Annotated in this window: 15 protein-coding genes; 12 read left to right on the forward strand and 3 right to left on the reverse strand. The window is 63.4% G+C overall.

Annotation, left to right across the window (positions count from 1 at the left end):
* Positions 1-118: 118 nt before the first annotated feature.
* The 5 genes from ABIB36_RS17670 (at position 119) to ABIB36_RS17690 (ending at position 5,667) form a co-directional block, all read left to right on the forward strand.
* A complete protein-coding gene (locus ABIB36_RS17670) occupies positions 119-2,683 on the forward strand; it encodes a bifunctional FO biosynthesis protein CofGH (RefSeq protein WP_354561583.1) in 2,565 nt (854 codons plus the stop codon).
* Between the two features lie 2 nt (positions 2,684-2,685).
* Positions 2,686-3,435 (forward strand): hypothetical protein, encoded by a 750-nt coding sequence (locus tag ABIB36_RS17675; RefSeq protein WP_084346040.1) that lies wholly within the window; start codon positions 2,686-2,688, stop codon positions 3,433-3,435.
* Positions 3,436-3,566: 131 nt separating this feature from the next.
* On the forward strand, positions 3,567-3,890 hold the full coding sequence (gene fdxA, locus ABIB36_RS17680; protein WP_084346039.1) for a ferredoxin: 324 nt from the start codon (positions 3,567-3,569) through the stop codon (positions 3,888-3,890).
* A gap of 2 nt (positions 3,891-3,892) precedes the next feature.
* Positions 3,893-4,996 (forward strand): succinyldiaminopimelate transaminase, encoded by a 1,104-nt coding sequence (gene dapC, locus ABIB36_RS17685; protein WP_354561454.1) that lies wholly within the window; start codon positions 3,893-3,895, stop codon positions 4,994-4,996.
* A 53-nt stretch (positions 4,997-5,049) separates the two neighbouring features.
* On the forward strand, positions 5,050-5,667 hold the full coding sequence (locus ABIB36_RS17690; RefSeq protein ID WP_354561456.1) for a LysE family translocator: 618 nt from the start codon (positions 5,050-5,052) through the stop codon (positions 5,665-5,667).
* Between the two features lie 32 nt (positions 5,668-5,699).
* Here ABIB36_RS17690 and ABIB36_RS17695 read toward each other — a convergent pair whose 3' ends face one another.
* Positions 5,700-6,095 carry a hypothetical protein gene (locus ABIB36_RS17695; RefSeq protein WP_084346037.1) on the reverse strand — a complete coding sequence of 132 codons (396 nt, stop codon included), beginning with the start codon at positions 6,093-6,095 and terminating at the stop codon, positions 5,700-5,702.
* Between the two features lie 2 nt (positions 6,096-6,097).
* On the opposite strand from ABIB36_RS17695, the gene ABIB36_RS17700 reads away from it, so the two are divergent.
* Positions 6,098-7,513, forward strand: a complete 1,416-nt coding sequence (locus ABIB36_RS17700; protein ID WP_084346036.1) for an acyl-CoA synthetase — start codon at positions 6,098-6,100, stop codon at positions 7,511-7,513.
* A 5-nt stretch (positions 7,514-7,518) separates the two neighbouring features.
* Here ABIB36_RS17700 and ABIB36_RS17705 read toward each other — a convergent pair whose 3' ends face one another.
* Positions 7,519-8,109, reverse strand: a complete 591-nt coding sequence (locus ABIB36_RS17705; protein WP_354561585.1) for a CHAP domain-containing protein — start codon at positions 8,107-8,109, stop codon at positions 7,519-7,521.
* 152 nt (positions 8,110-8,261) lie between these two features.
* Here ABIB36_RS17705 and ABIB36_RS17710 point away from each other — a divergent pair, with 152 nt between their 5' ends.
* Both ABIB36_RS17710 and ABIB36_RS17715 read left to right on the forward strand, forming a co-directional pair.
* The gene (locus tag ABIB36_RS17710; RefSeq protein ID WP_354561460.1) at positions 8,262-8,681 is read left to right on the forward strand and encodes a DUF1810 domain-containing protein; all 420 of its coding nucleotides are present in this window, start codon (positions 8,262-8,264) and stop codon (positions 8,679-8,681) included.
* Between the two features lie 11 nt (positions 8,682-8,692).
* The gene (locus tag ABIB36_RS17715) at positions 8,693-9,145 is read left to right on the forward strand and encodes a 6,7-dimethyl-8-ribityllumazine synthase (protein WP_084346033.1); all 453 of its coding nucleotides are present in this window, start codon (positions 8,693-8,695) and stop codon (positions 9,143-9,145) included.
* Here the strand turns inward: ABIB36_RS17715 and dapD are convergent.
* The gene (dapD, locus tag ABIB36_RS17720) at positions 9,142-10,095 is read right to left on the reverse strand and encodes a 2,3,4,5-tetrahydropyridine-2,6-dicarboxylate N-succinyltransferase (protein ID WP_084346032.1); all 954 of its coding nucleotides are present in this window, start codon (positions 10,093-10,095) and stop codon (positions 9,142-9,144) included. The genes ABIB36_RS17715 and dapD overlap by 4 nt on opposite strands.
* A 75-nt stretch (positions 10,096-10,170) precedes the next feature.
* Here dapD and ABIB36_RS17725 point away from each other — a divergent pair, with 75 nt between their 5' ends.
* The 4 genes from ABIB36_RS17725 to log are packed head-to-tail and all read left to right on the forward strand — an operon-like array spanning position 10,171 to position 13,587.
* On the forward strand, positions 10,171-11,112 hold the full coding sequence (locus ABIB36_RS17725) for an SMP-30/gluconolactonase/LRE family protein (protein ID WP_084346031.1): 942 nt from the start codon (positions 10,171-10,173) through the stop codon (positions 11,110-11,112).
* Positions 11,113-11,158: 46 nt separating this feature from the next.
* On the forward strand, positions 11,159-12,256 hold the full coding sequence (gene dapE, locus ABIB36_RS17730) for a succinyl-diaminopimelate desuccinylase (protein ID WP_084346030.1): 1,098 nt from the start codon (positions 11,159-11,161) through the stop codon (positions 12,254-12,256).
* Positions 12,257-12,298: 42 nt separating this feature from the next.
* Positions 12,299-13,036, forward strand: a complete 738-nt coding sequence (locus ABIB36_RS17735; RefSeq protein WP_084346029.1) for an LOG family protein — start codon at positions 12,299-12,301, stop codon at positions 13,034-13,036.
* Positions 13,033-13,587 (forward strand): cytokinin riboside 5'-monophosphate phosphoribohydrolase, encoded by a 555-nt coding sequence (gene log, locus ABIB36_RS17740; RefSeq protein ID WP_084346028.1) that lies wholly within the window; start codon positions 13,033-13,035, stop codon positions 13,585-13,587. Before ABIB36_RS17735 ends, log begins: the two co-directional genes overlap by 4 nt.
* Positions 13,588-13,602 lie beyond the last annotated feature (15 nt).

Consider the following 13,602-nt stretch of genomic DNA (forward strand, 5'->3'; position numbering starts at 1 on the left):
TCGTTCCGCAGGCTCCACTCCTGCCTGGTCTGGTCGTTCCGCAGGCTCCACTCCTGCCCCGCCCGACCACCGCCGGTGGCACGCCGACCCGTCGGTGGCGCATGATCGACGGGTGACCATGCTGCCTGATCCTGTAACCGCCGCTGCTCCCGAACCAGAAAAGGTCCCCGCCCCCTCCGCAATGCGTCGCGTTCTACGGCGCGCCCGCGACGGGGTATCGCTCAACGTCGACGAAGCCACGGTGCTGCTGCACGCACGCGGTGACGACCTGGTGGACCTCTGCACTTCGGCGTCGCGGGTGCGGGATGCGGGTCTCGAGTCGGCGGGCCGCCCCAAGACGGTCTCGTATTCGCGCAAGGTGTTCATCCCGATCACTCGCCTGTGCCGCGACAAATGCCATTACTGCACGTTCGTGACGGTGCCGGGGAAGTTGCGCGCCGAGGGCCACGGACTGTTCATGGATCCCGACGAGATCATCGAGGTTGCGCGCAAAGGCGCGGAATTGGGATGCAAAGAAGCACTGTTCACCCTCGGAGACCGGCCGGAAGATCGCTGGCCCGAGGCCAAGGAGTGGCTCGATTCCCGTGGTTACGACTCCACGTTGGACTACGTCCGGGCCATGTCGATCCGAGTTCTCGAAGAAACCGGATTGCTTCCTCACCTCAATCCTGGAGTCATGAGCTGGCAGGAACTCTCTCGCCTCAAGCCCGTCGCACCGTCGATGGGAATGATGCTCGAGACGACCTCCCGCCGACTGTTCGAGGAAAAAGGTCAGGCTCACTACGGCAGCCCGGACAAGGATCCCGATGTTCGGCTACGAACGCTGACCGATGCAGGACGCCTCAACATCCCGTTCACCACCGGCATCCTCGTCGGAATCGGAGAAACCATCCGCGATCGCGCCGAGTCGATCATGGCTATTCGCAAGGTGCACAAGGCCTTCGGTCATGTGCAAGAGATCATCGTGCAGAACTTCCTCGCCAAGAACGACACCGTGATGCGAGATACGCCCGACGCAGGCATGGAGGAATTCCTCGCAACCATCGCGGTCACGCGCGTGCTGCTCGGTCCGTCGATGCGTATTCAAGCACCACCGAACCTCGTCGCCGTCGAAGAGACCGCGGCGTTGCTCGGTGCTGGCGTCGACGACTGGGGTGGCGTCTCTCCGCTGACTCCGGATCACGTGAACCCGGAACGGCCATGGCCGAATCTCGACACCTTGGCCGAGCTGTCCGAAGCCGCCGGATACACGCTGACCGAACGCACGGCAGCGCAACCGCAGTACGTTCTCGCGGGCGCGCCATGGATCGATCCGCGTATCTCCGCGCACGTGAATGCACTGGCAGATCCGAAGACCGGCATGGCGCGTGACGGCGTCCTCCCGACGGGGCTTCCGTGGCAGGAGCCGGACGAGGAGTGGGTGTCCTCGGGCCGAGTGGATCTGAACACCGAGATCGACACCGAGGGGCGCAACACCGAAACACGTAGCGACCTGGACAACGCATTCGGGGATTGGGAGTCCATCCGGGAGCAAGTGCGCGATCTGGCAGGCCTCGAACGCGTCGACAGGGATCTGGTGGCCGCGCTCCGAGCGGCCGAGAAGGATCCCGCGGGTCTGTCCGACGAGCAGTACCTGGCGCTCGCGACGGCCGAGGGGACCGGAATGGACGCCGTCGCAGCCCTCGCCGACGACCTACGCAGGCAGGTCAACGGCGAGACCGTCACCTACGTCGTCAACCGGAACATCAACTTCACCAACATCTGCTACACCGGCTGCCGGTTCTGTGCTTTCGCGCAGCGCAAGGGTGACGCCGATGCGTTCACGCTGTCCACGGCCGAAGTGGCGGACCGCGCCTGGGAGGCACACGCGCTCGGTGCAACCGAGGTCTGCATGCAGGGCGGTATCGACCCGGAACTGCCGGTCACCGGTTACGCGGACCTGGTGCGCGCAGTGAAAGCACGGGTGCCGTCGATGCACGTCCATGCGTTCTCGCCGATGGAGATCGTCAACGGGGCTTCGCGAGGTGGACAGTCGATTCGCGATTGGCTCGTCGAGCTTCGTGCCGCGGGACTGGACACCATTCCCGGTACTGCGGCCGAGATCCTCGACGACGAGGTCCGCTGGGTGTTGACGAAGGGCAAGTTGCCTGCCGCAGAGTGGATCGAAGTTGTCACCACCGCCCACGAAGTAGGCCTGCGATCGAGCTCGACGATGATGTACGGCCATGTCGACAATCCGTCGCATTGGGTCGGTCATATGAACGTGCTCAAGGGAATTCAGGACAAGACAGGTGGATTCACCGAGTTCGTGCCACTTCCGTTCGTGCACCAGTCCTCGCCGCTGTATCTCGCCGGAGCGTCGCGCCCCGGCCCGACCAACCGTGACAACCGAGCAGTGCATGCATTGGCGCGAATCATGCTCCACGGACGTATCGACAGCATTCAGACTTCGTGGGTCAAGCTCGGTATCACCGGCACTCAGGCGATGCTCAACGGGGGCGCGAACGACCTCGGCGGCACGTTGATGGAGGAGACCATCTCGCGGATGGCGGGAAGCCAGAACGGATCGGAGAAGACCGTCGCCGAGCTCCACGAGATTGCCAACGGGATCGGTCGTCCTGCTCGTGAACGCACGACGACGTATGGTCTCGTCGACAAGTTCCCCGCGGTCGGACTCGTCTGAGCATGGACGATCGCACAGTCGTCACGGCCCTCGATCGGGCCGTGGCCATCATCGACCCTGTTCTCGACATCCTCGCCGAACGTGATCCGGTAGGCCTGAAGGCGAGAACGTTTCGAACACCGACCGCCGAAGACACCGCCATCGACACCGTGCTCGACACGTTGGCGAAGACCCTGAACGCCACCGACTTCCCCGGGACCGCAGCATGGCTCGAGCTCGATGCGCAGGCCCGCTCGCACTGGTGGGTCGCGCGGATCGGCGCCCTCAACACCGTGGCCGTCGCGTTCCCCAGCGTCTTCGGTGTACTGGTCAACAGGCTGCCGTTGCAGGATTTGCTCGGCTTCGCGAATCAGGCGATGGTTCTCGTTGCCGTCGGCAGAGAGAACGGCGTGACGGACCGGTCGGCACACGTGAGCATGCTCGCGTCCGTGCTGTGCGGCCGTGAGGTCGACCTCGACGGCTCCGAGCCCGACACGTCACCCGCGCCCCGCCGCGAATGCGGGCCCTTTGCGCTACTGCATGCGATGTGGGACGTCGCTGCTGTGCTCAGGGACGTCTCGAGCGAGTTGGCCAAGCGTCCGCACAGCCGTGGAATCTACCGTGTGCTCTCCGCGATTCCGCTGGTCGGTGGCGTGGCAAGCTACGTCGGGGAGCGTGGGGCGCTGTCCCGGGCTGCCAAGCAGGGGCTCGGATGGGTTCATGCGAACGCCGAAAGTCCGAGCCACGTAGGCTCGAAGGGGCTTCTCGGATGATCCGAGTGTCACAGTGAGGACACCCTGCGCTGATTGTCGTAAATCTACGACGCGATACTAGGATTCTCAGGGCACTGCAAGCAGTGAACAACGCTTCGGTGCCGATTACTGGAAAGGGAGGGAGACCAGCAGTGACGTACACGATTGCGGAACCGTGCGTGGATGTACTCGACAAGGCATGCATCGAAGAATGCCCGGTGGACTGCATTTACGAAGGTGGCCGCATGCTGTACATCCACCCCGACGAGTGCGTCGACTGTGGTGCATGCGAACCGGTCTGCCCCGTCGAGGCGATCTTCTACGAGGACGACGTCCCGGAGCAGTGGAGTGGTTACGTGAGCGCGAACGTCGATTTCTTCGACGATCTGGGTTCACCCGGTGGGGCCGCGAAGCTGGGCAAGACCGATTTCGACCCACCGTTCATCAAGGCTTTGCCTCCCATGGGTGAGAGCTGACATTGGCGCGTATCTCCGTCGCGTCCGGCCTGCCCAACTTCCCCTGGGACTCACTGACTGCCGCGAAAGACAAGGCGCAGTCGCACCCGGATGGGATCGTGGATCTGTCGGTAGGCACCCCAGTCGACCCGGTTGCACCGATCATTCGTGCAGCGCTGGCGTCGGTATCCGATATACCTGGTTACCCGATGACCGTCGGCACGCTTGCGTTGCGTGAAGCAGCAGTCGCTGCGCTTGCGCGGCGGTACGGCGTAACGGGGATCAGTGTCGACGCCGTTCTGCCTGCCATCGGCACCAAGGAAATGATCGCCTGGTTACCGAGCCTTCTCGGTCTCGGTAACGGCGACCTCGTGGTCATCCCCGAACTGGCCTACCCGACTTACGAAGTCGGAGCCCTCCTTGCAGGTACGCGCATCATTCGTGCCGACGGCTTGAATCGACTCGGGCCCGAGCGCGCATCGCTCGTATTCGTGAACTCTCCTGCGAACCCGAGCGGCAAGGTGCTCGGCCTCGAGCACCTCCGCAAAGTGGTCTCGTGGGCCCGTGAGCGCGACGCCGTGGTCGTCTCCGACGAGTGCTACCTCGGCCTGACCTGGGAAGGCGAGGCGCTCTCGATCCTCGACCCCCGTGTCAGCGACGGCGACCATACCAATCTCCTTGCCGTGCACTCACTTTCCAAGACATCCAATCTCGCGAGCTATCGCGCCGGCTTCGTCGTCGGCGACCAGAAATTGGTCACCGAACTGCTCGAAGTCCGCAAACACGCAGGAATGATCATGCCGTTGCCGATCCAGGCTGCGATGACCGCGGCACTATCCGACGACGAGCACGAGAACATCCAGCGTGAGCGCTACCGTGCCCGTCGCACCACACTGCTCTCCGCCGTCGAAGCAGCCGGGTTCGAAATAGATCACTCCGAAGCCGGGCTGTATCTCTGGGCCACCCGCGGGGAACCCTGCCGGGACACCATCGATTGGCTCGCCGAGCGAGGCATCCTTGCCGCACCGGGTGAGTTCTACGGACCTCGCGGATCTCAGCACGTCCGTATCGCGCTGACCGCCACCGACGAGCGCATCCGGACTGCCGCGGAGCGTTTGACGGCCTAGGTTCGCGAGTATCCGGTTGCACGTTGTCCGGCCTGGGTGTTTCCATTCAGTTCATGACCGTCAGTATGTTGCTCAGCTTTGCAGGGGTGTGCTTCCTACTGGCGATCCTTCCTGGACCGGATTCGTTTCTCGTGCTTCGATACAGCATCGGAGGGCAGCGACCCGGAATTGCTGCTGCCATGGGCGTCGCGCTCGGTGGCTTGTTCTGGGCAGTGCTGGTTGCCGTCGGACTTGCAGCCATCGTCGAGCAGTCTGCGACCGTGTACCGAATCATCAAGATCCTCGGTGGCCTGTACCTGCTGTATCTCGGGGTACGTGCGTTCATGGCGCGCCGGAAGACGAAGGTCGACGGTGAACCGATGGTGCCGGTCGTGGCCTCGGCTCGGTCCGCGTTCGGTGCCGGTGTCCTCTCGTGCGCACTCAATCCCAAAGTCGGGCTGTTCTATCTCGCTGTCGTTCCCCAGTTCCTGACCGTGGTCACCTTCGCCGGAGCCATGACTCTCGGGGCCGTGGAAGTGGTTGTCGCCGCACTGGTCATGGGCGTCTTCTCGGTCGCGGCCTCGCGCGCCGTCGTGCTGCTGCGGCGACCGAAGGTGACCGACTGGCTCGATCGCATCAGTGCAGGAATCCTCGCGGCCCTCGGCATCGGCACAGTCGCGTCCTCGGTGTAGGCACAGGTGCTTTCACCGAGTTCGAGCGTGGGTCAGGCGATGTCCCAACCACCGCGCCTGATGCGGAGGATGTAGACCAGTTCATTGCTACCGAAAGCCTCGACCGTGGTGAACCGCTTGGGCGCGGCATTGACCGACGGATTGCGTGCATTCGCTTCCTCGTAGATCTGTGCGGCCCGCAGGTCTGCGAGTTCCACGCGTGTCCAGAAGTCGTCGGACTGCACCGAATAGACCAGCCGAGGAGCACCGTCGCTGATGTGCGCGACCTCGATGTCGTCCTCGTTGTCCAGGTCGTCGTCCAGATCTTCCTCGTCAGCGATTTCCTGGTCGGCATCGGTTCCGATCAAATAGACCCCGGGCTGCAGGTCTCCGGCGGGCACCGTCATGTACTCGGCGTAGTCACCGGTGTCGATTCCGTCGGCATCCATGTATGTACGGTAACCATGTGCTGCTCCGATCATTGAATCCACTCGCCGTCGCTCGCGGACACGATATTGCCGACGCTGTGACGATCGGCGGTGTCTCCCTCTCCCGCGGCGACATTCTCGGCGCCGCGACATCGGTCGCCGAGCGGATCTCGCGGGCGGAACGCCTGGCAGTTCTGGCGACTCCCAGCGTCAAGACTGTGCTTGCCGTAGTCGGCGCGCTGATTGCAGGTGTGACCGTGGTGCCGATCCCGCCCGATGCCGGGCATGCCGAACGCGAACACATGCTGCGCGACTCCGGTGCACAGGCATGGCTCGGCGAAGCGCCCGAAGACACGGCGGGCCTCGAGGTCCTGCCGGTTCGGCAGCACGCCAGGTCCTGGCACAGCTACCCCGATCCACACCCGTCGTCCATCGCTTTCATTCTTTACACCTCCGGTACGACCGGCCCGCCGAAAGGCGTCCTGTTGTCGAGGGAAGCGATCGCGGCCGGCATCGACGCGGTAGCGCAGGCATGGGCTTGGACATCTCGGGACACTGTGGTGCACGGACTTCCGCTGTTCCATGTCCACGGACTGCTCCTCGGAATGCTGGGTCCGCTGCGCGTCGGAAGTCCGCTCGTGCACACCGGTAAGCCGACTCCCGAGTTGTATGCCGCCGCGAAAGGGACGCTGTATTTCGGTGTCCCGACGGTGTGGTCCCGCATCGCCGCCGACGAGACGTCCGCGAGAGCCCTCGCGCACGCCCGTCTGCTCGTCTCCGGTAGTGCTCCGCTCCCCGTACCGGTGTTCGAGAAACTGAAGGAACTGACCGGCCAGGCGCCTATCGAGCGTTACGGCATGAGCGAAACACTGATCACCATCAGTACCCGCGCCGACGGGGAACGTAGGCCCGGCTCCGTGGGACTGCCGGTCGATGGCGTCGAAACGCGAATCGTGAGCGAGGCGGGGGAGGCGCTCCCACACGACGGCGAGTCGATCGGAGCGCTGCAGGTACACGGTCCGATGCTGTTCGCCGGCTACCTGAACAACCCGGAGGCGACGGCGAAGGTCTTCACCGAGGACGGGTGGTTCGACACCGGCGACGTAGCCGTCATCGGTCCGGACGGATTCCATCGCATCGTCGGACGCGCATCCACCGATCTGATCAAGACCGGCGGCTATCGCGTCGGTGCCGGTGAGATCGAGACCGTTCTGCTGGGTGACCCGAGCGTCGACGAGGTCGCCGTCGTGGGGCTTCCGGATGACGACCTCGGTCAGCGCATCGTCGCATTCGTCGTCGGTACCGGCGTCGAACCGTCGGCTCTCATCGATCTCGTCGCAAACGAACTCTCGATTCACAAGCGGCCGAGGGAGATTCGCGTCGTAGATTCATTGCCACGCAACGCGATGGGCAAGGTTCAGAAAAAGCAGCTCGGCTGAGCGGGCTATTCGACGAGACGACCGAAGCCGACGACGGCCGAATCCTCGGATACGTCGACGGTATGTACGCGGATCTTTCCGAGTTCGTTGCCACCCACCGTGGTGGCGGTGTTTCCGTCGATCGCCACGACGATGTTGGTGTGCTGACCTACCCAACTGCTGTTGTCGTAGAGCACGACGTCCCCGACCGCCGGAACGTATCCCTTCGGTTCGAATCTGCCCTCGTCTTGGTAATACTCGGTCAGCGTGTATACACCGGGGATCCGCCAGCCACCGGAATTCGGATTGCTCAGTGGCTGTCCTGCCTCACGCATGATCCAGCTGACGAAGTTTGCGCACCACGCTTCTTCGACACCGTCGGAATAGAAGGATCCCGGGTTCTGTCGGCTGTGTTCGGTGCGGAGAAGTTCGACGACCGCGGCCTGCTCCGAAGACAGAGCCGAAGCGTCGACGTCGGGAAAAGCAGTGGTGTCCCACGGCAAGTATCTACTCGGCGCCAACCACAACACGCCCGCTGCCAACAACACGGTGGCGGCAAGGACGCCGGCGACCCACCCCCACTTTCGACGGCTCGTGCGCGGGGACGGTGAAGTAATCCCCGATTGTGCTCGCACGGGCGCAGTGTCGACCCCGTCATTTCCCATTTGCGGAGTGTATCGGCCTTCGCGTTGGATGAGTGCGTAGGCAGCGCTGCTACTGTCGGCCCCGCGACGAAGCTGTTTCGGCCAAATTCTTCGGAAGGCTCTTGATGGAATACGACCTACAGCGATTCGTAGACGCGCAGGATCCGGTGTGGGACACCGTCCGCGCCGAACTGAAAGCCGGCCGCAAAAGTACCCATTGGATGTGGTTCGTTTTCCCACAACTCGCTGGGCTCGGACGGAGCGCGACGGCTCAGCATTTCGGTATCGCAGACCGCGTGGAAGCGCAGATGTACCTCTCGCACGAAGTGCTGGGACCTCGACTGCGCAAGGCCGCGGCGATGGTGGCGAAGATCGCCGACGGGACCGCCGCCGACATTTTCGGATATCCGGACGATCTGAAGCTGCAGTCGTCGATGACCTTGTTCGCCGAAGTCGACCCTGGTAGTTCGATTTTCGGCGAGGTATTACAGAAGTACTACGACGGTAAACCGGACGAGCGAACTATCGATCTGCTCGACGACTAACATCATCTTTCATGACGAACGAGCAACTGGGATCCATCGCCTTCATCCAAGCGACGTGGCACAGCGAGATAGTCGACCGTGCGCGCCAGGGATTCGTTTCCGAGTTGGTGGCGCAGGGCTATCCGGAAGCTTCGGTCGTCCAGTTCGCGGTTCCAGGCGCTTTCGAGATTCCATTGCACGCCCAGCGTCTGGCACGCACGGGGAAGTACTCGGCAATCGTGGCCGCCGCACTCGTCGTGGACGGCGGAATCTATCGGCACGAATTCGTCGAATCGGCGGTCATCGACGGCCTGATGCGAGTCCAGCTGGACACCGACGTACCCGTGTTCTCCGTAGTGCTGACGCCCCACCACTTTCACGAGCACGCCGATCACGCCGCGTTCTTCACCGCGCATCTGGAGCGTAAGGGAATCGAGGCGGCACACGCAGTGGTGACGACCCTCGACTCCCTTGGAACCATCTAGTCGTTGGCGTGTAGCGCGGCGTTCAGTTCGACGCCGGTGCCCTTCCACGGCACGACCTCGACGGCACCGGATACCGAGTTTCGACGGAACAGCAGATTGCTGTTTCCGTTGAGCGTCGCAGCCTTCACGACGGTGCCGTCAGGGCCGGTCACCTTCGTTCCCGCGGTGATGTAGAGGCCCGCCTCGACAACACAGTCGTCGCCGAGGGAAATGCCGAGTCCGGAGTTGGCACCGAGTAGGCAACGCTCGCCGACCGAGATGACGTTCTTGCCGCCGCCGGACAGTGTGCCCATGATCGACGCGCCACCGCCGACGTCGGAGCCATCACCGACGACGACTCCGGCCGAGATTCGGCCCTCGACCATCGAATTGCCGAGCGTGCCGGCGTTGAAGTTGACGAATCCCTCGTGCATGACCGTCGTTCCGCTTGCCAGATGCGCGCCCAGACGGACCCGATCGGCGTCGGCGATCCGGACACCGGACGGCGCGACGTAGTCGACGAGACGGGGGAACTTGTCGATGCTGAGAACCGTGACGTGGCCGCGCGCGCGTAGGCGAGTGCGGACTGTCTCGAAACCGTCGACCGCTGCCGGTCCGAAGTTGGTCCATACGACGTTGGCAAGAAAGCCGAACTGGCCGTCCAGGCTGAGCCCGTGCGGCTGAACGAGACGATGCGAGAGCAGATGCAGGCGCAAGTAGACGTCGTGCGCGTCGATCGGTGCGTCATCGAGCGAGGCGATGGTCGTTCGGACGGCGACGACGTCGACTCCGCGGGCCTCGTCCGGGCCGACGAGGGCGGCGAACTCGGCGGGGATGTCAGACCCCTCGAGCCGCGTGGTGCCGACGGGCCCGTTACCGCCCAGCTCGGGGCTGGGGTACCAGGTGTCGAGGACGACTCCGCTGGTGGTGATGTTGGCAATGCCTATTGCTGATGCTCCCTGTGCGCTCACAGGTACCGAGGATACGGCGTGCGTCGTCGAAGACAGAAGTGCGACGGCGACGGGCGTGCGTGCTAAACATGATTCATGACTTTGGGGGCGCAATTCCGACGGTGGGGCACGGGTGCTGTAGCGGCCGTATTGATCGCAGGAGGAACAACGGTCTTGCAGGCGCCGACGGCGTCCGCGGCGCCTGAGTGTGCTGCGGTGAGCGCACCGCCGGTGAAGGTCGCCCAGATCGACGGGTCGGCTCTCGAAGGGCTGGCGGTCGACGGGCAGGGCAGGCTCTACACGACCGACATCGTCACTGGCCGGGTCTACCGGATCGATGCGCCGGGTCAGGCTGCGTATCCCATCGCGACGGTGCCCAGCGGCGGCGGTGGCGCCCTTGGCTGGATGCCGGACGGCACCTTGCTCGTCGGGTACGGCGCCGATCCCCGCGTCTTCGTCGGCGATCTCATCAAGGCTGCGGGCATCGTTCGGTTGAACATCGATACGCTCGAGCTCAGCCCGTTCGCGACTGGTTTGAGTGCCGCCAACGGCCTCGCGGTCGCCGGCGATGGGACTGTATATGCGACCAACGATTTCGGTGGACTCATCGGGCAGGTTCGCCCCGACGGATCGGTGAATTCCGAGTGGGCAAGGTTCCCCAGTGCAAACGGCGCCGTGCTCGATCCTGCGGGTGAGTACCTGTATGTGTCTCGGACGTTCGTGAACTCCGGCGTGAGCCGAATCCCTGTCGCCGATCCATCGAGGCCGGAGAGCATCCTAGACTTCTCCGGTCTCGATGCACTGAGCGCACCGGACGGTCTGACACTCGATTCCGCAGGCCGCCCCGTCGTCCCGCTCAACGCCCGCGGGCAAGTAGTTCGCATCGATGCACCCGGGCAGTACTGCGTCCTCGGCAGTGGCATTCCGTTGTCGAGTGTTCTGATCTATGGCCGTGGTGAACAGGGTTTCTCCGCTGGAAAGCTGTTCCGGGCAGGATTCGATGGCGCGGTGTACGAAATTCCGGGTGGCGCAGATTAGTGGCGCGAGTTATGGCTGCGGAATGAGCTGGAAGTAGTCTCGTACGGTGAGTTCGCACCCGGCTTTGAATCTGCATTCCGACCCCATCGATCTGACAGCGGCGCTGGTGGACATACCCAGTGTTTCGCGGGAAGAGTCGGTGATCGCCGATGCGGTGGAGGCCGCGCTGCGTGAACAGACTGTCGGATTCGAGATCATCCGGAGCGGTAATGCGGTTCTTGCGCGCACCGATCGTGGGCTTCCCAGTCGAGTGATGCTCGCCGGTCACCTCGATACCGTCCCTATTGCCGACAATGTGCCGAGCAGACGTGAACGCGACAGTGTCGAGGGCGATGTCCTGCATGGTTGTGGCACGGTCGACATGAAGTCGGGCGACGCTGTCTTTCTTCATCTCGCCGCCACCATCGACGACCCTGCGCACGACATCACGCTGGTGTTCTACGACTGTGAAGAGATCGATGCGGCGCTCAACGGCCTGGGCCGGATCGAACGTGAGCTGCCGGAGTGGCTGGCGGCCGACGTGGCGATTCTTGGTGAGCCGTCCGGTGGATTCATCGAGGCGGGCTGCCAGGGCACGCTGCGAGTGCGGCTTTCAGCGGGTGGGACGAGAGCGCACAGTGCGCGATCATGGCTGGGGGACAATGCAATTCACAAGTTCGGTGCTGTACTCAACAGGTTGGCTGCATACAGCGCACGAGAGGTGGACATCGATGGCTGCTTGTACCGCGAAGGTCTGCAGGCTGTCCGTATCTCCGGTGGCGTGGCCGGCAATGTCGTCCCCGACGCAGCCGAGCTGGATGTGAACTTTCGCTTCGCCCCCGATCGGAGTGTCGAGCAAGCGATCGAGCATGTCCGTGACGTCGTCGACGGTCTCGATCTCGGATTCGAGGTCACCGATTCTTCACCCGGTGCGTTGCCTGGACTCGCCGCGCCTGCTGCTGCGGCGCTGATCGAAGCGGCCGGTGGCCGATTTCGCGCCAAGTACGGCTGGACCGACGTGTCGCGGTTCTCGGCGCTCGGTATCCCGGCGGTCAACTACGGTCCCGGAGACCCGAACTTGGCGCACAAGCGCGACGAGCGAGTGCCCACCGAGCAGATCACGAACGTCACGGCTGTCCTGCGGGGATACCTCACCGCTGGATGACCTGTGGTTCCGATCGCCTGTGGGCCGGATAGCCTGTAAAACATGGAGACGCCAGCGAGACACAAGGGACCGGTGACGTTGCGTCGCGGACGCAACACCGAGTCGTCGACCTCTGATCAGCGGTTGCTCGATCAGCGCGGGACGGGAAACTGGAATCACACCGACACGTGGCGGGTGCTGCGGATTCAGAGTGAGTTCGTGGAGGGTTTCGGCGCTCTCGCCGAGGTGCCGAGGGCGGTCTCGGTGTTCGGTTCGGCTCGAACCCCGCGTGATCACGATGAGTACAAGTCTGCCCGCGAGCTCGGAAGTGCTTTGGCGGTAGCGGGATTCGCGGTCATCACCGGCGGCGGCCCTGGAATCATGGAAGCTGCGAACCGCGGTGCGAGTAGCGTCGACGGCTACTCGATCGGGCTCGGCATCGAGCTGCCCTTCGAGCAGGGCCTCAACGATTGGGTAGATCTGGGTATCGACTTTCGGTACTTTTTCGTCCGGAAGACGATGTTCGTGAAGTACTCCCAGGCATTCATTTGTCTCCCAGGCGGTTTCGGCACTCTCGACGAGTTGTTCGAGGCTCTCACCTTGGTGCAGACGGGCAAGGTGACGCGCTTTCCGATCGTCCTGATCGGCACCGAATTCTGGTCCGGTCTCATCAGCTGGATCAAGGACACCCTGGTCGCGCAAGGCAAGGTTTCCCCGGCGGACCTGGACTTGATTCGTTGTACCGACAGCGTCGAGGAAGCAGTGCTGATCGTGAGCAGTGTTTGCGGAGAGTCGGAGTGAGCGAAGCTGTCGTAATCAACAGGGTGTGCGTCTACTGCGCATCGGGGCCGGTGGATTCGTCGTTTCTCGAGCTGGCCCGCGAACTCGGCACCGCGATCGGCCAACGGGGATGGCAGTTGGTCTCCGGTGGCGGAAACGTCTCGATGATGGGGGCGGTAGCCGAATCGGCCCGTGCTGCAGGCGCTTTCACAGTCGGTGTCATCCCGAAAGCTCTCGTTCATCGAGAGGTCGCCGACGTCGACGCCGATGAATTGATCGTCACCGACACCATGCGTGAGCGCAAGAAGATCATGGAAGACCGGGCCGACGCGTTCATCGCGCTACCCGGCGGCATCGGAACGCTGGAGGAACTGTTCGAGACCTGGACGGCCGGGTATCTGGGCATGCACGACAAGCCCGTGGTGCTACTGGATCCAACGGACCATTACGCGGGCCTGTTGCAGTGGCTCGACGGGCTGTCCTCGACGGGCTTCGTCCAACAGCGGGCACTGGACAAGCTGATCAGGACAGCCACCGTCGCCGATGCGCTCGCCGCCTGTTCTCCTCGATGAAACCAAAGGTTACTC

The organism is Rhodococcus sp. UYP9, assembly GCF_040547235.1.
In the GTDB taxonomy this organism is placed as follows: Bacteria; Actinomycetota; Actinomycetes; order Mycobacteriales; family Mycobacteriaceae; genus Rhodococcoides.